General features: G+C 64.2%; 18 protein-coding genes and 2 tRNA genes. 11 read left to right on the plus strand and 9 right to left on the minus strand.

Annotation, left to right across the window (positions count from 1 at the left end; translation table 11 throughout):
• Positions 1-2: 2 nt before the first annotated feature.
• Complete coding sequence (locus tag N826_RS04140; protein WP_044426113.1) at positions 3-767, minus strand: SDR family oxidoreductase; 765 nt, start codon at positions 765-767, stop codon at positions 3-5.
• Positions 768-901: 134 nt separating this feature from the next.
• On the opposite strand from N826_RS04140, the gene N826_RS04145 reads away from it, so the two are divergent.
• The 6 genes from N826_RS04145 to mfd all read left to right on the plus strand — a co-directional run bounded on the left by N826_RS04145 (position 902) and on the right by mfd (position 10513).
• A complete protein-coding gene (locus N826_RS04145; RefSeq protein ID WP_044426359.1) occupies positions 902-1798 on the plus strand; it encodes a LysR family transcriptional regulator in 897 nt (298 codons plus the stop codon).
• Between the two features lie 379 nt (positions 1799-2177).
• Positions 2178-3134 carry a DctP family TRAP transporter solute-binding subunit gene (locus N826_RS04150; RefSeq protein ID WP_044426361.1) on the plus strand — a complete coding sequence of 319 codons (957 nt, stop codon included), beginning with the start codon at positions 2178-2180 and terminating at the stop codon, positions 3132-3134.
• Positions 3135-3162: 28 nt separating this feature from the next.
• Positions 3163-5181, plus strand: coding sequence for a methyl-accepting chemotaxis protein (locus tag N826_RS04155; RefSeq protein ID WP_044426114.1), 2019 nt, complete (start codon positions 3163-3165; stop codon positions 5179-5181).
• Positions 5182-5360: 179 nt separating this feature from the next.
• Entirely contained in the window at positions 5361-6617 is a 1257-nt protein-coding gene (locus tag N826_RS04160) for an acetamidase/formamidase family protein (RefSeq protein WP_044426363.1), read from the plus strand.
• Positions 6618-6694: 77 nt separating this feature from the next.
• Positions 6695-7006 carry an FAD assembly factor SdhE gene (locus N826_RS04165; RefSeq protein ID WP_044426115.1) on the plus strand — a complete coding sequence of 104 codons (312 nt, stop codon included), beginning with the start codon at positions 6695-6697 and terminating at the stop codon, positions 7004-7006.
• 27 nt (positions 7007-7033) lie between these two features.
• Positions 7034-10513 carry a transcription-repair coupling factor gene (mfd, locus tag N826_RS04170; protein ID WP_044426117.1) on the plus strand — a complete coding sequence of 1160 codons (3480 nt, stop codon included), beginning with the start codon at positions 7034-7036 and terminating at the stop codon, positions 10511-10513.
• On the opposite strand, the gene N826_RS04175 is transcribed toward mfd, so the two are convergent.
• A complete protein-coding gene (locus N826_RS04175) occupies positions 10497-11159 on the minus strand; it encodes a DsbA family oxidoreductase (RefSeq protein ID WP_044426118.1) in 663 nt (220 codons plus the stop codon). The two genes, mfd and N826_RS04175, sit on opposite strands and share 17 nt — an antisense overlap.
• An 828-nt stretch (positions 11160-11987) precedes the next feature.
• Between N826_RS04175 and N826_RS04180 the strand changes: the two genes are divergently transcribed.
• The gene (locus N826_RS04180; protein ID WP_044426119.1) at positions 11988-12482 is read left to right on the plus strand and encodes a hypothetical protein; all 495 of its coding nucleotides are present in this window, start codon (positions 11988-11990) and stop codon (positions 12480-12482) included.
• Positions 12483-12500: 18 nt separating this feature from the next.
• Here the strand turns inward: N826_RS04180 and N826_RS04185 are convergent, their stop codons facing one another.
• Complete coding sequence (locus N826_RS04185; protein WP_052830824.1) at positions 12501-12890, minus strand: hypothetical protein; 390 nt, start codon at positions 12888-12890, stop codon at positions 12501-12503.
• Positions 12891-12904: 14 nt separating this feature from the next.
• Complete coding sequence (locus N826_RS04190) at positions 12905-13144, minus strand: hypothetical protein (RefSeq protein WP_044426120.1); 240 nt, start codon at positions 13142-13144, stop codon at positions 12905-12907.
• Between the two features lie 103 nt (positions 13145-13247).
• On the opposite strand from N826_RS04190, the gene N826_RS04195 reads away from it, so the two are divergent.
• A complete protein-coding gene (locus tag N826_RS04195) occupies positions 13248-13706 on the plus strand; it encodes a YaiI/YqxD family protein (RefSeq protein WP_211099213.1) in 459 nt (152 codons plus the stop codon).
• Between the two features lie 73 nt (positions 13707-13779).
• Positions 13780-13855 (plus strand) — tRNA-Asn (locus tag N826_RS04200).
• A gap of 100 nt (positions 13856-13955) precedes the next feature.
• Here the strand turns inward: N826_RS04200 and N826_RS04205 are convergent.
• From N826_RS04205 to N826_RS04225, 5 genes are all read right to left on the minus strand, one after another.
• On the minus strand, positions 13956-14849 hold the full coding sequence (locus tag N826_RS04205; protein ID WP_211099203.1) for a helix-turn-helix transcriptional regulator: 894 nt from the start codon (positions 14847-14849) through the stop codon (positions 13956-13958).
• A 39-nt stretch (positions 14850-14888) separates the two neighbouring features.
• Positions 14889-15734, minus strand: a complete 846-nt coding sequence (locus tag N826_RS04210; RefSeq protein ID WP_425600597.1) for an ABC transporter substrate-binding protein — start codon at positions 15732-15734, stop codon at positions 14889-14891.
• Entirely contained in the window at positions 15731-16456 is a 726-nt protein-coding gene (locus N826_RS04215) for an ATP-binding cassette domain-containing protein (protein ID WP_044426123.1), read from the minus strand. Before N826_RS04215 ends, N826_RS04210 begins: the two co-directional genes overlap by 4 nt.
• Before the next feature lie 191 nt (positions 16457-16647).
• Complete coding sequence (gene glnA / locus N826_RS04220; protein WP_044426125.1) at positions 16648-18057, minus strand: type I glutamate--ammonia ligase; 1410 nt, start codon at positions 18055-18057, stop codon at positions 16648-16650.
• A 392-nt stretch (positions 18058-18449) separates the two neighbouring features.
• Positions 18450-18788 (minus strand): P-II family nitrogen regulator, encoded by a 339-nt coding sequence (locus tag N826_RS04225; RefSeq protein WP_037447826.1) that lies wholly within the window; start codon positions 18786-18788, stop codon positions 18450-18452.
• Positions 18789-19104: 316 nt separating this feature from the next.
• Here N826_RS04225 and N826_RS04230 point away from each other — a divergent pair.
• A tRNA-His gene (locus tag N826_RS04230) sits at positions 19105-19180 on the plus strand.
• A gap of 141 nt (positions 19181-19321) precedes the next feature.
• Positions 19322-20800 carry a bifunctional ADP-dependent NAD(P)H-hydrate dehydratase/NAD(P)H-hydrate epimerase gene (locus N826_RS04235; RefSeq protein WP_044426126.1) on the plus strand — a complete coding sequence of 493 codons (1479 nt, stop codon included), beginning with the start codon at positions 19322-19324 and terminating at the stop codon, positions 20798-20800.
• Positions 20801-20852: the final 52 nt, after the last annotated feature.

The following is a 20852-nucleotide window of genomic DNA, read 5'->3' on the forward strand; positions in this document are numbered from 1 at the left end:
GTTCACGTGCGGGTGATGGAGGCGCCGCCGTCGATCAGCGAGGCCGTGCCGGTAACGAAGGCGCTGTCGTCGGATGCCAGATAAAGGACGGAGCGGGCCAGTTCCTCCGGCAATGCTACGCGCTTGAGGGCGTGGAGGCCGGTGATGAAGTCGACCTGCTCTGGCGTGTCGTTCATCTCCCGGTACATGGCGGTATCGACTGCGCCGGGAAGCACGGCGTTGACCCGCACGTTGCGAGGGCCGAACTCGGCGGCCAGCGCCTGGGTCAGGCCGATCAGGCCCGACTTGCTGGCGGCATAGGCCGCGACGCCAGGGAAGGCGAAGCTGTAGCCGACGAAGGTCGAGGTGAAGATCACCGATCCGCCGCCGTGCTTCAGCATCTCCGCGATCTGGTGCTTGGCGCCTAGGAAGGCGCCGGTCAGGTTGATCGCGATGGTCTGGTTCCAGCCGTCCTCCGATACGCCGGTGCTGGGACCGCTCTCGCCCAGCGTGCCGGCATTGTTGAAGGCGATGTCGAGCCGGCCGAATCGCTCGGCCGCCCGCGTCACCAGGGCCTTGGCGTAGTCTTCAGAGCGAACGTCGCCGGCCAGCGCCACGGCGGTGCCGCCTTCCGCCTCGATCTCGGCGATCAGGCTGGAGAGTTCCGCTTCGCGGCGGGCGCCGACGACCAGCTTGGCTCCCTCCGCCGCGAAGAGCTTGGCGGTGGCGCGGCCGATGCCGGCGCTGGCGCCGGTGATCAGGGCTACTTTGTCTTGCAGGCGTCCCATGGGTGGTCTCCGATGTTGAGGCGCGGCGCGGTGTCGCTTCCGATCGACGAGGATATGGCATGGTGCCGGCGTTAGGATTAGGCTGCGTTTACCAGACCTGTTATTTGGAACTGTCGAACAATCAGGGCCGAACGATGAAGCTGGATGGCATCGCGGCGTTCGTCGCCGTCGCGGGAGCCGGTTCGATCAGCGAGGCGGCTAGGCGCCTCGGGCTGTCGAAATCGGTCGTCAGCGAGCGGCTGGCCGAGCTTGAGCGAAGCGTCGGCGCCGGCCTGCTGCACCGGACGACCCGCAAGCTGTCGCTGACGGAAGACGGGTCCGCCTTCCTGGAACGCGCTGGACGCATCGTCCGCGAGGTCGAGGAAGCGGCGGCCGACCTTGCCGAACGGCGCGGCACGCTGGCGGGACCGCTGCGGATTTCGGCGCCGGTGACCTTCGGGCGGATGCATCTGGGGCCTGCCCTCTACCCGTTCCTGGTGCAGCATCCCCGGATCGAATTGACGCTCGACCTCGACGACCGGCGCGTCGATGCCGCCGCTGACGGTTTCGACGCCGTGGTGAGGCACGGACCGCTTGGCGACTCCCGCCTGACGGCCTGGAAGCTGGCGGCCAGCCGGCGGGTGCTGGTCGCATCGCCGGGCTATCTGGAACGGCATGGGGCTCCGGGATCCATCGAGGACCTCGACGGGCATCGAGGGCTCTTCTATACCAATCGCGGCGTCGCGGATTGGCGTTTTCCGCTGCCGGACGGAACCGTGATGGTGCGTGCCCAAGTAGCCCTGCGCGCCAACAACGGCGACATGCTGCGCGATGCCGCCATCGCCGGGCTGGGCATCGCCCTGATGCCGATGTTCATCGTCGGGTCCGCCATCGAAGCCGGGAAGCTGGAAGTGGTCGATGTCGGCGCTCGGCCGGAGGACGAGTTCATCTTCATGGCGCACCCTGAGGGGAGGCGGCCGTCCGCCAAGCTGCGGGCATTGGCGGCGCATCTGCGAACGGCCTTCGGCGATCCGCCCTATTGGGATCGCTAATCTCCGCAAACCGGCGTCGGTATCACCGAGATCTTGGTTGCGATGCACCTTATTAGGTCGCCGAAACCTTGCACGCCGCCCGGGAGGTATGTCACGCATGGACATGACAGTCGCATCGGCCATACCGGCATTGCATGCCATGGTGGCACGAGTGATATCGGCGCTCCCGCCGCTCGACGTGGCGGCACGACGGAGGCGGGCCGGTCCAACCGTCTGCCGAAACGTTCGGAAAAGATGAATCCGAACGAAGTGCATAGATGCAGCGCAACATAATAAACCGTTTAGACGAATTTTAGGATTACCCACTTTTAGGTAACTTGCTGAGAGTTGTTCAGCAAAGGTATCGATGATGTTCCGAAAATTTCGTGCCGCCGTATTGATGACGACCGCATTGCTGCTGGCTGGAGCCGGCGGGGCACAGGCCCAGCAGGCGCGGATACTCAAGCTCGGTCATATCCTTGGGCCGGAGTCTCAGTTGGGGGCCGGAGCCGCCGCGTTCGCCGAGGAAGTCACGAAGCGTACCGGTGGCCGCTACAAGGTCGAATTGTATCCGAACGCGGCCTTGGGCGGCGAGGTCGAGGCGATCAAGGCGGTCCAGTTGGGCACCGTCGACGTCACCTTCGTGACTGGCGCTCCCATGCTGAATTTCGTGCCCGACGTCGGCATCTTCGGCATCCCCTTTCTGTTCCGCGATGCCGTCCATGCCCATGCCGTCTTCGACGGCGCCATCGGCCAGGAGTACCTGGAGAAGTTCCGCGCCAAGGACATGGTCGCACTCGCATGGGGCGAGAACGGCATGCGCCACATGACCAACTCCAAGCGCCCCGTCACCGCGCCGGAAGACGTCAAGGGCTTGAAGATCCGGGTCCCCCAGAGCGAGGTCATGGTCCTCGGGTTCAAGGCACTGGGAGCCGACGTCGCCCAGTTGCCGTTTCCGGAGCTTTATGGAGCGCTCCAGAGCGGCCAGTTCGACGGGCAGGAGAACCCGATCGCCACGATCCTGTCGGCCAAGTTCGCCCAGGTTCAGAAGTACCTGACGCTGACCTCCCACAGCTACGATCCCGCCGCCTTCCTGATCGGGATCGACGCGTTCGAAGACCTGTCCGACGAGGACAAGTCGGCGTTCCGGGAGGCCGCCCAGGCAGGCGGGCAGGCGTCGCGCAAGGCGGCGGCGGAAGCCCAGGCCAACGGCGTCAAGACGCTGCAGCAACAGGGTCTCCAGGTCGTTGCCGACTTCGACCGCGCCGGCTTTGCCAAGGCGGCGGCCGTGGCGATGCCCGATTTCGAGAAGAAGTTCGGCGCGGAAACGATCGCGCGCATCCGGAACGTCCAGTAGCGCCATTGGCCTGCGCGGGGAGAATGGCATGCCTATCAGCTTGAAGCTCTCGAACGTTCCGATTGCGTGGAGGATATCCGGCGGCTTCGCCCTCCCGCTGGTCCTGCTGGGGATGATCGCTTTCGGATCCGACCGCAATGCCGTGACGACGGTCGCCGGCATCGGAGAACTCGGACAGGTCAGCGATGCGGCGGCGGTCACCAGCAGCCTTGCGATCCGGATGGAGGAGGCGCGGACCGCGCTGACCCAGTACGCCCTGTCGGAAACCGATGCCGACCTGGGCGCGGCCAAGGCGGCGGTGGCGTCGCTGGGCGAGGCTTTGGGAGGTATCGGCCAGAGCGCGGCGGGGGCCGACGGGGCGCTGCTCGAAGCGATCTCGGTCGCCGGCAACGGGTACGATCAGGCCGTGATGGAGAGCATCGCCGCGGTATCGGAGCGGCGCGTCGGCGGCGCCGGACTGGTCAAGGCCGCGACGGCGCTGGGCACGACGACGTCCGCCATCATCGCTGCGGCCCTGCGGGAGGGGAAGCCCGAAGTCATCGACCTGACGGTCCGTCTGGACGAGGCCGGGCGGAACAGCTCCCTGGCGGCGACCCGCTACATGTCGTCACGCAATCCTGCGGATGCGGGTATCGCCGACCGGGAAGCGGCACGCTTCGTCGACGTGCTGACGGCCTACTCGGCGGTTGCCGGAGACGGCCGCAGGCTTCAGCGGTTCGCGGCGGCGCTGCCGCCGATCCTCGACGAGTACCGCAAGGCCTTGGCCGCCGTCGTCCAGGCGACCGATCGGTTCGTTGCGGCCAGCGAAGGGCGGATCCGCACCGCCGAGGCCCTGTCCGACAGCATCGCCGGCCTCCACCGGGCCAGCATAGACCTGCAGGGGAAGACCTTTTCGGACATGACCGATACGGCGGTCGACTCGCGTCGGCAGGGAGCCGTCCTGGCCGGAGCCGCCCTGCTGGGCGGCATCGCGATGGCGTTCTTCATCGCGCGCAGCATCTCCCGGCCCGTCCGCGACCTCAGCACCGTCATGCGTGAGCTGGCAGGCAACAACCTCGGCGTCGAGGTCAGGTTCACCGAGCGGGCGGACGAGATCGGCGGCATGGCGCGGGCGGTCGAGACCTTCAAGGCGAACGCCCAGGAGGTCAAGCGGCTCCAGGCCCGGCAGGAAGAGATCGAGCGGCAGGCGGCGGCAGAGCGCAAGGCTGGGCTGCTGCGCCTTGCCGACGGCTTCGAGTCCAGCGTCCAGGGCGTCGTCGAGGCCGTTTCGTCCGCCGCGACCGAGATGGAACACAGCGCCGGTGCGATGACCAGGACGGCTGAAACGGCGTCGCATCGCGCGACGATCGTCGCGGCGGCGTCGGAGGAGGCGACGACCAACGTCAACACGGTGGCGGGGGCGGCCGAGGAATTGTCGGCCTCGATCCAGGAGATCAGCCGCCAGATGTCGGACTCGGTCAGGATCACCGCCCGAGCTGTCGAGGATGCCGGCCGAGCCGACGGATTGATGCAGGGACTGACCGAAGCGGCCCAGCAGATCGGGCAGGTGATCGAACTGATCAACTCCATCGCCGGTCAGACCAACCTGCTGGCGCTGAACGCCACCATCGAAGCCGCCCGTGCCGGTGAAGCTGGCAAGGGTTTCACCGTGGTCGCATCGGAGGTCAAGGCGCTGGCGACCCAGACCGCCAGGGCGACCGGCGAGATCCAGGCCAAGGTGACCGAGATACAGCAGGCCACCGGCGGGGCCGCCGATGCGATCCGCGACATCGGACGGACGATTTCGCAGATCAACGAGATCTCCGCCGCCGTCGCCGCCGCGGTCGAGCAGCAGAACGCCGCGACCGGCGATATCTCCCGCAACGTCCAGCAGGCCGCGATGGGAACCCAGCAGGTGTCCGGCAACATCGTCGGCGTTTCCCAGGCTTCGACGGAAACGGGGGCGGCGGCCGGGCAGGTGCTTTCGGCAGCCGGCGGTCTAGCGCGGGAGGCGGACCGGCTGCGGAACGAGGTGGCACGGTTCCTGACGGATGTCCGTTGCGCCTGACGGCGGAACTTCGATCCTGCAAGATGGTTGGTCCTTGTGGCTCCGCGACGCGTTAGCGTCCGGGGCCACAATCATAACAGGCAGAAAGAATGCCATAACAGGCAGAAAGAATGCCTGATCCCGAGGCCGCCAGGTGACGGAAAGCTTTGTCCACGCCATCGCAGATGCGGGAGAAGACTATGCCGTTCAAGAGAATGCTGCTGTGCAGCCTGTTCCTGATATCCGGGCCGCTGGCTTTTCAGGAGGCGCTTGCCCAGGAAATGCCCTTGCAGCCGCTTAGCGACAAGCCGGGCAAGGTGCCGGTGCCGGGGATGCCGGAGGGGATCTACTACGTGCCCTCGACGCTTGAGACCATCAAGTGGGGCTACCTGCCCAATGCGACCACGAAGCCCGTACTGACCGTTCCGAGCGGCGCTACCGTGGTGTTCGACACGGTGTCGCACGAAGGTATCCTGGAAGACCAGGGGCGCGATCCCGTCAAGTTCTTCACGTCCAAGGGCGTTCCCGAGACCATGATCCTGGACGATGCCCGCCGGATCGCGTCGTCCGGTATGCCCCATGACTTCAAGAAGGACGGGCCGCATATCGTGACCGGTCCGGTCGAGATGGAAGGGGCGGAGCCGGGCGACGTCCTGAAGGTGGATGTCCTGTCCGTCGTGCCGCGGGTTCCCTACGGCGTCATTTCCAACCGTCACGGCAAGGGTGCGCTGCCCGGCGAATTTCCCGAGAATACCAGCCCGGCCGAAGACGCGACCCCGGAGTTTCCCGACCGATACGGCAACGTCTCCGTCTTCACGCCGATCCGCAAGCAGGGCGACGACTGGTACGGCGTCATCAAGAACCGGGATGGCAAGGAAGTCGTCTTTCCGGCCAAACCCTTCATGGGCATCATGGGCGTCGCATCCGCAACCGACCAGCCGGTCAACTCGATCCCGCCCGACGTCTTCGGCGGCAATATCGACATCAACGAGTTCGGCGCCGGAGTGACCCTGTACCTGCCGGTCTTCGTCAAGGGAGCGATGTTCTACACCGGCGACCCGCACATGGCGCAGGGTGACGGCGAAGTGGCCCTGACCGCGCTGGAGCATTCCCAGCGGCCTACCTTCAGGATGACGCTGCTCAAACAGGGCGATCCGGCGATCCCGTCCGCATCGGGGACCCTGAAGAAGCTGTTCGCGGAAACGGACGAGTACTGGATCCCGGTAGGGTTGAATCCGGACCTGGATCTGGCGACGCAGGATTCTGTCCGAGAAGCCCTCCGGTTCCTGGAGGAGCGGCTGGGCATGGACCGCGCCGTCGCCTATGCCTATCTGTCCGCGGCCTCGGACGTGCAGATATCCCAGGTAGTGGATCGGACCAAGGGAACCAACATCTTGATCCGGAAGTCCGATTTCAAGGCCATCACCGGGGACGACAAGTCGGCCAAGGCCGAGTGATGCGGGCGATTTAACTCGCTGACAGCGTCGCTTCCGGGGGCTATATCGTGGGGGCCGCACTTTAGAGGGTGACCCCCATGACTGCCGAGACGCCCGCCGAGACTCCTGCCGAAAAGCCCGCCGAGACGATCGAAGTCCGGCGCAAGCGCCTGACCTTCCGGAGTTGGCACCGCGGCACCCGCGAGGCGGACCTCCTGCTCGGCCGCTTCGCCGACCGGCACCTGCCGAATTTCGGCGAGGGCCAGTTGGAACGGTACGAGCGGCTCTTGGAATTGAGCGATCCCGATCTTTATAACTGGATGTCCGCGCGCGAGCCGGTTCCGCCGGAGCACGACAACGACGTGATGCGGCTGTTGGTCGCGTTCAATTTCAAAACGACCGTCGCCTGACGCTCTTTCCAGTCTGATATTCCCGCCTTGATCAAGATAAACCTCGACCCCGGCCGCCCGTCCCGCCTTCTGATCGCCGGTGCGCCGGAAGGGCAGGACGCCCGCATCCTTGCCGACATCGCCAAGCGGCGCGGGGCCGGCGGGTTGCTGCACGTGGCGCTGGACGATCAGCGCATGGCGCGTCTGGCCGAAGCGGTAGCGTTCTTCGCGCCGGAGGTGGAACTTGTCCAGATCCCGGCTTGGGACTGCCTACCCTATGACCGCGTGTCGCCCAACGTCGATATCGTCAGCCGCCGGGTCGAAGGCCTAACCCGCCTGATCGAGCCGTCCAAGGGACGGGCGCGGCTGATCCTGACGACGGTCAATGCGCTGCTTCAGAAGGTGCCGCCGCGCGGCGCCTTCAGCCACGCGACGTTCGTTGCCAAGATCGGCGACCGGATCGACCTGGACAAGTTGCAGGCCTATCTGGCCCATAACGGCTACACGCGGGCGCAGACCGTGCGCGAGGCGGGCGAGTTCGCGATCCGGGGCGGCATCATCGACCTGTTCCCGCCGGGGACCGAGGAGCCGTTACGGCTCGACCTGTTCGGCGACGAGCTGGAAGGCGTGCGGGCCTTCGACCCGATGAGCCAGCGGACGACGGAGAAGCGCGACGGAGTGGCGCTGAAGCCGATGTCCGAGGTCTTTCTGGACGAGCAATCAGTCGCCCGGTTCCGGTCCGGCTACCGCGAGCTGTTCGGCGTCGTGCTGGACGAGGACCCGCTATACGAGGCGGTCAGCGCCGGGCGCAAGCATGGCGGCATGGAGCACTGGCTCCCGCTGTTTCATTCCAGCATGGAAACGATCCTGGACTACGTTCCGGATGCGGCTGTGACCCTAGACCCGCAGGCGGAGGAGTCGCGGGACGCCCGCTTCTCCCAGATCGCCGATTTCTACCATGCACGGAAGACGCTCCAGTCGGTCGAGAAGAAGGCCAACAATCCCGTCTACAAGCCGCTGCCTCCGGCGATGCTGTTCCTGGATGAGGCGGCTTGGGACGATCTGCTGTCGGCCCGTGCGGTCGGTCAGCTGATCCCGTTCGCGCTAGCGGAGGGGCAGGCCGGCGTCGACGCCGAAGGGAGGCGAGGCCGCGACTTCGCCGAAGCCCGTGCCCGGCCCGACGTCAATGTCTTCGACGCCCTGAAGTCGCATATCGAGGACCTTCAGAAACAGGATCGGCGCTGCGTCGTCGCCGGCTATAGCCAGGGTGCGCGCGACCGGCTGCTGACGGTTTTGCGCGACCATGGGATCGAGCGGGTCGAGATCTGCGAAAGCTGGGAAGGTGCCCGGCGGCTCGACCGGCGAACGACGGCGCTGATCGTCCTGGGCATCGAAACCGGCTTCGCCGCTCCAGATGTCGTGGTCATCACCGAACAGGATATCCTGGGCGACCGGCTGGCGCGGCCGACCAAGAAGCGGAAGCGCTCGGCCAACTTCATCGCCGAGCTGTCGAGCCTGAGCGAAGGCGATCTGGTGGTCCATGTCGATCACGGCATCGGGCGCTACGACGGGCTCGAGACGCTGACGGTGACCGGCGCTCCGCACGACTGCCTGCGGCTGATCTACGAGGGCGGCGACAAGCTGTACCTGCCGGTCGAGAACATCGAACTGCTGTCGCGCTACGGCTCGGCTGCCGATACGGCGCAGTTGGACAAACTGGGCGGCGTCGGCTGGCAGGGCCGCAAGGCGCGGGTCAAGAAGCGCCTGAAGGACATGGCCGAAGCGCTGCTGAAGATCGCGGCGGAGCGCGAGTTGAGGCGGGGGCAGGCCGTTTCGGCGCCGGATGGAATCTACGCGGAATTCGCGGCGCGCTTCCCCTATCCGGAGACGGAGGATCAGCTTCGCGTCATCGAAGAGGTGATGGAGGACTTGCAGTCCGGCCGTCCGATGGACCGTCTGGTCTGCGGCGATGTCGGGTTCGGCAAGACCGAAGTGGCGCTGCGGGCGGCCTTCATCGCGGCGCTTTCGGGGATGCAGGTCGCTGTGGTGGTGCCGACGACGCTGCTGGCACGCCAGCACTCGCGCACCTTCGAGAAGCGGTTCGCCGGTTTGCCGGTGCGGATCGGGCAGCTCTCCAGGCTGGTGACGGCCAAGGATCAGAAGCTGACCAAGAACGGTCTCGCAGCCGGAACGGTCGATATCGTGATCGGCACCCATGCGCTGCTGTCCAAGACGGTCCAGTTCAAGAACCTCGGCATGGTGATCGTGGACGAGGAGCAGCATTTCGGCGTCAAGCAGAAGGAGCGGCTGAAGCAGCTTCGCGCCGATGTCCATGTGCTGACCCTGACCGCGACCCCGATCCCGCGCACGCTTCAGATGGCTCTGGCGGGAGTGCGCGAGCTGAGCCTGATCGCGACCCCGCCGGTCGACCGGCTGGCGGTGCGGACATTCGTTCTGCCTTACGATCCCGTGGTGATCCGCGAAGCGATCCTCCGCGAGCATTATCGCGGCGGGCAGACCTATTACGTCTGCCCGCGCCTCGAAGATCTGCCGCGCGTCTACGAACGGCTCCAGGAACTGGTGCCGGAGGTCAAGGTCGTGATGGCGCACGGCCAGATGGCCGCGACCCAGTTGGAGGAGGTCATGACCGCCTTCGACGACGGCCAGTTCAACGTGCTGCTGGCGACCAACATCGTCGAGTCCGGGTTGGACGTTCCCAATGCCAATACGATGATCATCCACCGCTCCGACCTGTTCGGGCTGGCGCAGCTCTACCAGTTGCGCGGCCGGATCGGCCGCTCGAAGGTCCGGGGATACGCTTACCTGACCTATGCGCCGAAGACGGTGCTGTCGGCCACCGCGACCCAGCGCCTCCATGTGATCGAGACGCTGGACAGCTTAGGCGCCGGTTTCCAGCTGGCCAGCCACGACATGGATATCCGAGGCGCCGGCAATTTGCTGGGCGAGGAGCAGTCCGGTCATATCAAGGAAGTCGGCGTCGAGCTTTACCAGCACATGCTGGAGGAAGCGGTGGCGACGGCGCGGAGCGGCGCCGGCACGCTGTCGGAGGCGGAAGACCAATGGACGCCATCAATCAACCTCGGGATGCCGGTGCTGATACCGGAGGCCTACATCGCCGACCTGAACGTCCGGCTCGGGCTTTACCGCCGGATTTCGGAACTGGTGGACCGGCAGGAGATCGATAGTTTCGCAGCCGAACTGATCGACCGTTTCGGACCGCTGCCGGACGAAGTGGAGAACCTGCTCGACGTCATGACGATCAAGCAGCTTTGCCGCGCGGCTGGAGTGGAGAGGGTCGATGCCGGACCGAAGGGTGCCGTGCTGTCGTTCCACAACAACTCGTTCGCCCGGCCGGACCAACTGATCATCTTCATCGGCAAGCAGGTCGGCACGATGAAGCTGCGGCCCGACCATAAGCTGGTCTATACCCGCACCTGGGACGATACGGCGACGCGGGTGAAAGGCGTCAACCGGCTGATGCAGGATTTGGCTAAGCTGGTCGCATGACCCGATGGGGCAGGGGCGTGACCTCCTCTGCCGCCAGATCGAGCAGCGGCATGAAGGCAGACGGCTCCTGTGCCCCAGCCAGCGCATAGCGCCGGTTGAAGATGAAGCAGGGTACCGCCTGGATGCCGATCTGACGGGCGACCGACTCCGTTGCCCGAATGGCCGCCACGTCTGCGTTTCCGGCCAAGTGGTCGCGCACCAGATCTGGGTCGAGCCCGGCTTCCGCCGCTTTGGCAAGCAGCACCTCGCGGTCGCCGATGTCCAGGCTTTCCACGAAATAGGCTGCGAACAGCAGGTCCGTCATCCGGTCGGCGAGTTGAACGCGGCTGGCGAAGCGGACAAGCCGATGGGCTGCCAAGGTGTTGGGCGTGCGCTTGATCCGGTCGAGGCTCATGGGCAGGCCGTCGCGCTCGGCCGTTTCCTCGATCACGCTATAGACCTGCCGCGCGCGCTCGGCTCCGCCGAACTTGGTGGACAGATAAGCGAAGCGATCGATGCCGCCCACCGCCATGTCGGGGTTCAGTTCATAAGGCTGCCAACGGCGCTCCAGCGGCAAACGTGCTCGTTCGGTCAGGGCGCGTTCCAGCCGGTGCTTGCCGATATAGCACCAGGGACAAATCAGGTCCGAGTAGATCTCGACTATCATGATTTCGATTGTAATCCCAAACCCATGGCTTTGGCGAGAGTGCTCAGGTTTATAGATGAGGCGGCTGACAGCGTCGCTCAGAACCATCCGCGGCTGCCCGTCCCCACAAGCATCCGCATTCCGATGCATGCAAATTTAACTTATTGCATGGATCTTCGCTGCGGCATGAGGTACAGGGCGAACAAATTGAATAAGCATGGTTATCGCAGGCATGCCGAAAGCTTCCGCCAGATAGTCTGGGACGAGGCTAACAGGCTTGCTCATTATGAGAAACGGCCGAGAGATTTTGCAATCGCAAATAGATTGAACTGGTCGAGAATCCTCAAGAGGCTCGATGTCGAGCATCCAGACGGCCTCCCCGCTTCAATGCGCTGGTTGCCTTGGAAATTGCGAAGGCTTCTCCAATCTTCTTTGTGGTATACCGCAAGGATGGTGACGATCTCAAAATCATCAGCTTAAGGTTGGCCAATGTCGAAGAAAGATCGATATACGCGCGATAACGCGGTTGAGGTCCCTTTACCTCTCGCATTGCCGGTTCTTCCTCCAGGAACAGAGGACCGGACGGACTACGGGTATATTCTCGACTGGATGCGGCGTGGCATGCCGAATAATGAGATTGCCTACTCATCCGATGCTCCTCCGACATCCGAAAAACATTGGGCAGCGGGCGTTGAAGCCAAATTCAGATTTACCGGAACCAACGAGTAGGGCGAATAGCGTGCCGTGGTCCCGGAAAGCGACTTTCGCCGTAGACTGAAACGCGGACGTTACAGTTTATTAACCTCAAGGCGAAACACTGTAGCCGCAGTTTCGTCGCGGTGGCCGCCAATGTCCGACAGCTATACATCCTCGAAAATCAAGGAAGCGCTGGTCGCATCCCAGGGCAGTCGCGCCCGTGCGCAGGATATACTGCTGGGCTGGGCGCAGGCGGACGACCGACTGCTTCGCGGACTTGTGGAGCCTTACCTGAAAGGCATCGTCACGGGGACGATCGAGCGGGTGACGAAACCCGCAGCCGAAAAGAGTGCTGCCGTAGCGCAGCCCCCGTCACCGGCAATCGTCCGGGCGCCCGCGCCTAAAGTTCCGGTGCCGAAGCCCGGACCGCCGCGCGAATTGTCGCCGGAAGCCTTGGACAAGGCGCTGTCGCTGATGGGGCAGGGTGCTCTGCCGCCCCGGCCCAGTCCGGCGGCCCCCGCTCCGAGATCGGCATCTCCCTTGAAGCTCGGTACGACCAATCCGGTTCCGCCGACCAAGGCGGGAGCCAAGCATCAGCAGACTATGCGGGCTTTGGCAGCGTTATACGCGCGCAAACACCGGGATTGACGGCGCAATGGCGTAGCGTTACTTCGGCGGTGCCGCAGGGGTGGGCCAAGCCGGGCGGATTCCGACCAGAGTTTCCTTGTTGCCATAGGGCTCCGGCCGGGCATGGCACTCAACCTGGGCAAGGGTCTTGTAGCAGTATAGTTCCGGCTCGGCACGCGCCGTCACATCCGGCCAATCGCGGCAGTAATGCCTTGTCTTCTCATAGTTGACCATGCTGCAATCTTCGTCGAGAGCATAGGACACCGCGTGGTCGGTGATGGTCTTGCCGGTGTTGATCAGCAGGACCGTGGAAACGCCAGCCGTCGCCGCGGTGGCCGGACCTTCCAGCATCGAGCAGCCGCCGGGCAGGACGCCGATCAGGGTGGCGGCGATGACGGCCCTTATCCGGATCCGCCGACTTGCTGGCATGGCCGCATTCCACTTCATCGCAGCAATACGCACTGGTGCACACGGCACTGGACCAGAACGAAGACGTCCTTGGACTTGCCTCCCGTGCACATCACCTTGAAGACGGTTTCGGGACTGTTGCCGACAGTCTGACGCAGCGGTTCGATCTTGCCAGGCTTGCAATTGGAAGCTACGGCGACGGACCGTGCTTCAGCCGGAGTGGCGGATGCCGGCAATGTCGGGACCGTCAGGGCCATGCCTATAAATGCCGCCATTCCCGCCGTTCGCCGCCAGTCCATTGGTCTTCCCGTCAATCGCGTTACGCTCTGTGATAAAACGAGTCCGGTTAAGTTTTGTAAAACGAGGACTTCCCAAGTGCTGCATGTCTATGTCGATGCCGACGCCTGCCCGGTGAAGGACGAGGTCTATCGTGTCGCCGAGCGTTATGGGCTCAGCGTCACCCTGGTCGCCAACAGCCCATTCCGGATACCGCTCCACGAACGTATCCGGCTGGTCGTGGTGGGAGCCGGGTTCGACGCGGCGGACGACTGGATTGCGACCAATGCCGGTGCCGGCGACATCGTGATCACCGCCGATATTCCGCTGGCTTCCCGCTGCCTGAAGAACGGTGCCCGCGTGATCGGCAGCACCGGCAAACCGTTCACCGACGCTACGATCGGGCAGGCGCTGGCCGGACGCGAGCTGAGCCAGCATCTTCGGGAGTCCGGCCTTATCACCGGCGGCCCCGCTCCGCTGGGCAAGCAGGACCGTTCCCGGTTCCTCCAACAGCTCGATCAGGATATCCAGGCGATCCGCAGGGCGGCTGGAATCCGCTGAGTACGGCTTCTCATTTTCCGTGAAATTTCCTCTTGCGAACCAGAAACTCGGCTGCTAAAAACCGCCTCGTTGATCCCGGTTAGCTCAGTTGGTAGAGCAGTGGACTGTTAATCCGCGTGTCGCTGGTTCGAGTCCAGCACCGGGAGCCACCTTCCCAGAAGGTGATCTTAAAACGAAACGGCGCCCGACAACAGTCGTGGCGCCGTTTCGTTTTAAGATCACCTTTTATGGTTTTTAGCACGGACGATCTCAGGGTGCGTTGTACCAGACGCGTCCGACCGACGAGAGATCGTAACCCTGCAGGTCGTCGGCCTTGGCCAAGGCGTCGGCAGAGCGGGAATGCGTCAGCAGGGCCTGCATTTCGGGCTCGAAATAATCCCGCCGCCGGACGATCAGATCGTATCGCTCCCGGTGCAGCGGGACGAAGTCAAGGCGAAGCTGCCGGGCTATGGCCCGGACGGCCAGCCCTGTGTCGGCCCTCCCGTCCAGCACCGTCAAGCCGACCTCCAACTCACTCCGTACCGGCGACTCCGTGAGCGAAAGCTCGTTCAGGAGGATGCCCGATTTGTCGAGCAGATGGTCCATCAGGACCCTGGCACCCGACCCTGGCGGACGGATCGCCATTCTCACACGGCCTGCCGCGACGTCTTCGAGCGAAGCGATGCCGTGCGGATTGCCGGGAGCAACAACCAACCCTTGCTCACGCCAAGCCCATTCCACCGCGACGATGTCATGGCCGGGCAGCGTACGTTCCAGTACCGGCACATTGTACGTGCCGGACTCCGGGTCGAGAATGTGAATGCCGCAGGCCGCGGCCTGGCCGACTGCCAGCCGTTCCAGGCCGTCGAGGCTGCCGCCGCTGAGCATCGCGAGGCCGCAGCCGGAAGAAGCGACGCACCATTCGAGGAACGGGTCGTGACTCCCGGCCATGACACGGGGAGCGACGGCTGTCGCGCGCGCGCGGTGTTCCGGCATCACGGGGGCGGCACGCTCCAGCCACTGGTCGATCCTGTCCTTGGGAAACAGCCATTTGCCGCCGACGCGCGTGCAGGGGATGCCGCCCTGACGCACGAGATCGTAGATCTTGCGCTCCTTGATTCGGAGATAGGCCGCTACTTCCTGGGTGTTCATCAGGTCGGACATGGATCGATCCACGGTGCCGCCCCGCTCAGGACCCCGCGGTCAGGAGCCGGATTTTTCGGCGTTGGGGAAGAAAAGCTGTTCGCCGTTGATCTTATAGCCGGCGATGGCATCCTGTCCCTCCTTAGACAGCAGCCAATTGACGAAAAGCGCTCCGTCCTCAAGTTTCACGTGCGGGTGCTTTGCCGGGTTCACAGCCATCACGCCGTACTGATTGAACAGCCGCTTATCGCCTTCGACCAGGATCGTCAGGTTGCCCCGGTTGCGGAAGTTCAGCCAAGTCCCCCGGTCGGTCAGCGCGTAGGCGTCCATCGCGGCGCTGGTATTGAGCGTCGGACCCATGCCGGAGCCGGTCGAACGGTACCAGCCGCCGGTACCGGCGGATGTGACGTCGACTTCCGCCATCTGCCAAAGGCGCTGTTCAGCCTTATGGGTGCCGCTGTCGTCACCGCGCGACGCAAAGGGCGCTTTGGCGGCGGCGATCTTCTTCAGGGCGGTTTCGGCGTCCTTCAGGCCTTTGACGCCTGCGGGATCGGCCGCTGGCCCGACGATGACGAAGTCGTTGTACATGACGTCGTATCGCTTCTTGGCGAAGCCATCGGCGACGAACTTCTCCTCCGACTTGGTATCGTGGACGAACAGAACGTCCGCATCGCCGCGCCGGCCGGTTTCGATCGCCTGTCCGGTGCCCTGGGCGACGACATGGACGTCAAGACCGGTCTTCGCCTTGAACAGGGGGAGGAGATAGTCGAACAGACCGGACTGCTCGGTCGATGTGGTCGATGCGACGGTGATGAATTCGTCCTGGGCGACCGCGGGCAGGCCGGCGGCCAAGGACAGGCCGGCGGCCACCAAGGCGCCGAACAGGCGCCGGTTCAGTTCTGTCAGCACAGGAGATCTCCTCTGAGAAAGGCCGCGGCTTCTTTGGTCCGCGGTTGGTCGAAGAATGAGGCCGCGGGCGCATGTTCGATCAGCATTCCACGGTTCAGGAACATGACTTCGTCTGCGAGGCGCCGGGCTTGGCCGAGGTCATGGGTCGTCATGACGATCCGGATGCCGTCGCGAACGAACTCCTCGATCATCGACTCGACCGCTCTGGTCGCGGTCGGGTCGAGATTGGCGGTCGGCTCGTCGAGGAACAGCACTTCGGGGCGCAGCGACCAGGCGCGGGCGAGCGCCAGACGTTGTTGCTCGCCGCCAGAGAGGACGCGCGCCGGCCTGTCGGCCAGATCGATCAGGCCGAATCGTTCGAGGGCCGCGCCGGCGGCCGTGCGGCGGCTTCGGTAGCCGAATCCGGCCAGGGCCAGGGCATGGATGAGGTTACCGCGCGCGGAGCGGCGCAGCATCACGGGACGCTGGAAGACCATGGCATGGCGGCGGCGGATTGTCGCGGCGCCGGGACCCAGCCATTCCACCGAACCGGCCGTCGGTCTTATCAACCCGTGGCAGAGACGGAGGGTCAGGCTCTTGCCGGCACCGTTCGGTCCGAGAATGACCGTTATCCCGTGTCCGCCGAGAGTTAGGGAAAGCGCCGGAATCAGCGTCGCTTCGCCGACGGAGTAGCGAACACCGCTCAGGCGCAACGGCAGGCTCGAGGGATCGTCACGCATCGCACTTTCCGGAGACTTCAACCGGCATCAGCCCGCTGTCTGCAAAATCATGCATAAACCTGCACGATTTTTTAGTCCCGGTAAAGTTTGCACTGACAGATTTTTCGGAAAAACCCAAATGAAAAGGGGCGGCGGAAAATCCGCCACCCCTTCCATTTTGCCCAAAAAGTGAGCTGCCGGATCCCGCAGGATCAGACCGAGTAGTACATCTTGTACTCGATCGGGTGCGGCGAGGTCTCGAAGGCCATCTGCTCTTCGCGCTTCAGCTCGATATAGGCCTCGATCATGTCCGGAGCGAACACGTCGCCCTTGGTCAGGTAATCGTTGTCGGCTTCCAGGCTGTCGAGCGCCTGACGGAGCGAACCGCATACGGTCGGAACCGCGGCCAGCTCTTCCGCGGGCAGGTCGTACAGGTTCTTGTCCATCGCTTCGCCGGGATGGATCTTGTTCTGGATACCGTCGAGGCCGGCCATCAGCATGGCGGCGAAAGCGAGATACGGGTTGGCCGACGGATCGGGGAACCGCACTTCGACGCGCTTGCCCTTGGGGCTGGCGACGTAGGGGATGCGGCAGGAAGCGGAACGGTTGCGGGCCGAGTAGGCCAGCAGAACCGGAGCTTCGTAGCCCGGAACCAGGCGCTTGTAGCTGTTGGTAGACGGGTTGGTGAAGGCGTTCAGCGAACGGGCATGCTTGATGATGCCGCCGATGTAGTACAGCGCCATGTCGGACAGGTCGGCGTAGCCGGAGCCGGCGAAGATCGGCTGGCCTTCCTTCCAGATCGACTGGTGGCAGTGCATGCCCGAACCGTTGTCGCCGAACACCGGCTTCGGCATGAACGTGGCGGTCTTGCCGTAGGCGGCCGCGACGTTGTGCACGACATACTTGAACTGCTGCATGTTGTCGGCTGTTTTGACGAGCGTGGCGAACTTGATGCCCAGCTCGTGCTGAGAAGCGGCCACTTCGTGGTGATGCTTCTCGATCTCGACGCCCATTTCACCCAGCACGGTCAGCATCTCGGCCCGCAGGTCCTGAGCCGAGTCGATCGGGGGGACCGGGAAGTAGCCGCCCTTGATGGTCGGGCGGTGGCCCAGGTTGCCGTCGGGCTGGGTCCGGCCGCTGTTGTAGGGGCCTTCCTCGCTGTCGACCTTATAGAAGCACTCGTTCATCGAGACTTCGTAACGCACGTCGTCGAACACGAAGAACTCGGCTTCCGGACCGAAATAGGCGGTGTCGCCGATGCCGGCCGACTCCATGTAGGACTGCGCGGCCTTGGCGATCGAGCGCGGGTCACGGTTGTAGGGCTGACCGCTGGCCGGATCGTAGACGTCGCAGAAGATGTTCAGCATCGGCTGTGCGGCGAACGGATCCAGCACGGCGGTCGCAGCGTCCGGCAACAGGACCATGTCGGATTCGTTGATCGCCTTCCAGCCGGCGATCGAGGATCCGTCGAACATGATGCCGTCGGTGAACGAATCTTCCTCGATCGTGCAGATGTGCTGCGCGGTGTGATGCATCTTGCCGCGCGGATCGGTGAAGCGAAGGTCGACGTACTTGACGTCGTGTTCCTTGATCAGGTCGAAGACCTTGCTGATGTCAGACATTCCTCGGAATCCGTTTTCTATGGTTGACGCTGGCTCATCTCCACCTTGGCCTGGGCGGAGTGAGGCCGATTTGGTGACGCGCGCGGGCGTTGTTATGTCACGACCTTTCCGGACGCACAATCCACAGCTTGCCCGTAGGTGGCATTATGGCAAACCGGTATTATGACGATCCGGCATCAAGACGAAAAAGATGTCCGTCGAGATGGTCGGACGGCTTGCGCCTGCGCTTTGGAAGCCGGACGCGCGGCCGCTGCGGACCGGCGCCAAGGCCTGCCGGTTAGGGGGCATCACCTGGGACCCCGAGCCATGCATGGCAGGGGTTTATGACTGTCCCGCAGTCACGTGCCCGACGTCATGGGCTCGGGTAAGCCCAGCCCCGATCGGCATCCCGGTCAGACGGCGTCGCTGCCTTTCTCACCGGTACGGATGCGGACGACTTCTTCGACCGGAGTCACGAAGATCTTTCCGTCGCCGATGCGGCCGGTATGGGCGGCCGTCTGGATCGCTTCGATCGCGCGATCGACCAGACTGTCGTCCATCACGACCTCGATCTTCACCTTGGGCAGGAAATCCACGACGTATTCCGCGCCACGGTAAAGTTCCGTATGACCCTTCTGTCTTCCGAAGCCTTTGGCTTCGGTGACGGTAATGCCCTTGATGCCGACCTCGTGAAGGGCTTCCTTCACTTCGTCGAGCTTGAACGGCTTAATGATGGCTTCGATTTTTTTCATGATGCTGATCAACGACTCCCCGTGGATGGCGGCGCGCCACCGAGCGGTGCTCATCATCCCGTAAAGCACGAGGCATGCCAACGCCGTAGTGCCAAGGGTAAATGTTCCGCCCGGCGGTTTTCGGCGAGTGTATGCCGTAATGGCTGGCAAGCAACTGATGTTTCCATGATCAAGATGTCTAAAAAAGTGGCATATAGGTTCGTGCAACGCTGACGCGCCGGCAGACCGAGCCACGATGCGGGTAAGGACGGGAAATCAGCGTTTTCCGCCCTTGACGAGGTTCCTGCGATTTGGCATAGACACGGCCCCAACGGTGGCGGCGGTAGCTCAGTTGGTAGAGCCCTCGGTTGTGGTCCGAGTGGTCGTGGGTTCGAGTCCCATCCGTCGCCCCACCTTCCCTTGATGACGTCATCATTCATCCAGCGGTGCTGTTGCGCCGGTAAGCTGCGATCGGTCCCAATGAGAGACCGCCGCGGCCTTTTTTCGTTCCGAGCCGTTGATCCCTCGTGAAGCGCTTGTTCGGGAGAACCGTCATGAACCTTCGGAACGCCGTCCTGACCGTCGCAGAGATGTACCGCGCCGATGCGCTGACCATCGAGAGCGGCAGGTCCGGTGAGGTCCTGATGGAATCGGCAGGCGCCGCGGTGGTCCGCGAGATCGCGGCTCGATGGCCGGTTGGCCCGGTGACCGTCCTCTGCGGCCCTGGCAACAACGGCGGAGACGGCTTCGTCGTGGCGCGCCTGCTTGACCAGCTCGGCTGGCCGGTCCGGCTCGGACTGCTGGGTAAGGTGGACGCCCTGCGCGGCGATGCCGCCGTTATGGCAGGGCGCTGGAGGGGCGAAGTGCTCGCCTTGTCATCCGGTCTGCTGGACGGGGCGGCGCTGGTGGTCGATGCCCTGTTCGGTGCCGGACTGGCGCGGCCGCTGGAAGGCGCCGTGCGTGATCTCGTGGAGCAGCTGGGCATTCGCGCCATTCCGGTCGTCGCGGTGGACGTGCCGAGTGGCGTCGATGGAGACACCGGCCTGGTGCTCGGCACTGCGGCGCCGGCGGCGCTGACCGTCACTTTCTTTCGAAGGAAGCCCGCGCACCTTCTCATGCCGGGGCGCGGTTTGTGCGGGACGGTCGTGGTTGCGGATATCGGCATCGCCGACCCCGTGCTTGAGAAGATCGCGCCGAGGATTTTTCACAATGACCCCGCCTTGTGGCTGCCGCACTTCCCCTGGCCCAAGGCCGACGGGCACAAGTTCGATCGTGGTCATGCCGTAGTGCTGGGAGGCGTCCGCATGACGGGAGCGGCAAGGCTGGCTGCACGGGCGGCGCGGCGGGCAGGGGCGGGGCTGGTCAGCATCGCCTGTCCGGAAGAGTCTTTTCCGATCTATGCCGCGTCCGATCCCGGAACCATCGTGACCGTTCTCACCGCTGCCGAGTCGTTTTCCGGCCTGATGGCCGATCCGCGCCGTAACGCCGTCCTGATCGGGCCGGGAGCCGGCATCTCCGCCGCGACGCGCCGCAGGGTGGAGGAAGCCTTGGATGCAGCGAAGGCGACGGTCATCGATGCGGACGCCATCACCGCATTCGCCGAGGCACCCGCGGAACTCTTCGGACGGCTTACGGGGCAATGCCTGCTGACGCCCCATGCCGGAGAGTTCAAGAGGCTGTTCGGCATCGAAGGCGACAGACTGTCGCAGGCACGTGCCGCCGCCGGTCGCGCCGGGGCGATCGTGCTGCTAAAAGGGCCGGATACCGTGATCGCGCGGCCGGACGGCAGTGCCGCGATCAATGGGAACGCACCGCCATGGCTGGCGACGGCAGGGGCGGGTGACGTCCTGGCGGGCTTGGCGTTGGGCTTGATCGCACAGGGCATGCCGACGTTCCATGCCGCCGCCGCTGCCGCATGGCTTCATGGCGAGGCAGCCACGAGATTCGGCCATGGGCTGATCGCGGAGGACATTGCGGAGGTTTTGCCGGGAGTGTTGCGAGACTTGGCGGAAGGCTTCGTGACGGTCCCGTGAAGATGGTTGCGACACTTCCGTTTACCCTTGATCCGCACGGCACGACTCTTTC

This window comes from Skermanella aerolata KACC 11604 (assembly GCF_000936425.1).
In the GTDB taxonomy this organism is placed as follows: Bacteria; Pseudomonadota; Alphaproteobacteria; order Azospirillales; family Azospirillaceae; genus Skermanella; species Skermanella aerolata.

Bases quoted from the DNA above. Each gene is read 5' to 3' on its own strand.
- N826_RS04140 (WP_044426113.1), bottom strand. From the start codon at position 767: ATGGGACGCCTGCAAGACAAAGTAGCCCTGATCACCGGCGCCAGCGCC.
- N826_RS04145 (WP_044426359.1), top strand. From the start codon at position 902: ATGAAGCTGGATGGCATCGCGGCGTTCGTCGCCGTCGCGGGAGCCGGT.
- N826_RS04150 (WP_044426361.1), top strand. From the start codon at position 2,178: ATGACGACCGCATTGCTGCTGGCTGGAGCCGGCGGGGCACAGGCCCAG.
- N826_RS04155 (WP_044426114.1), top strand. From the start codon at position 3,163: ATGCCTATCAGCTTGAAGCTCTCGAACGTTCCGATTGCGTGGAGGATA.
- N826_RS04160 (WP_044426363.1), top strand. From the start codon at position 5,361: ATGCCGTTCAAGAGAATGCTGCTGTGCAGCCTGTTCCTGATATCCGGG.
- N826_RS04165 (WP_044426115.1), top strand. From the start codon at position 6,695: ATGACTGCCGAGACGCCCGCCGAGACTCCTGCCGAAAAGCCCGCCGAG.
- N826_RS04175 (WP_044426118.1), bottom strand. From the start codon at position 11,159: ATGATAGTCGAGATCTACTCGGACCTGATTTGTCCCTGGTGCTATATC.
- N826_RS04180 (WP_044426119.1), top strand. From the start codon at position 11,988: ATGTCCGACAGCTATACATCCTCGAAAATCAAGGAAGCGCTGGTCGCA.
- N826_RS04185 (WP_052830824.1), bottom strand. From the start codon at position 12,890: ATGCCAGCAAGTCGGCGGATCCGGATAAGGGCCGTCATCGCCGCCACC.
- N826_RS04190 (WP_044426120.1), bottom strand. From the start codon at position 13,144: ATGGCGGCATTTATAGGCATGGCCCTGACGGTCCCGACATTGCCGGCA.
- N826_RS04205 (WP_211099203.1), bottom strand. From the start codon at position 14,849: ATGTCCGACCTGATGAACACCCAGGAAGTAGCGGCCTATCTCCGAATC.
- N826_RS04215 (WP_044426123.1), bottom strand. From the start codon at position 16,456: ATGCGTGACGATCCCTCGAGCCTGCCGTTGCGCCTGAGCGGTGTTCGC.
- glnA (WP_044426125.1), bottom strand. From the start codon at position 18,057: ATGTCTGACATCAGCAAGGTCTTCGACCTGATCAAGGAACACGACGTC.
- N826_RS04225 (WP_037447826.1), bottom strand. From the start codon at position 18,788: ATGAAAAAAATCGAAGCCATCATTAAGCCGTTCAAGCTCGACGAAGTG.
- N826_RS04235 (WP_044426126.1), top strand. From the start codon at position 19,322: ATGAACCTTCGGAACGCCGTCCTGACCGTCGCAGAGATGTACCGCGCC.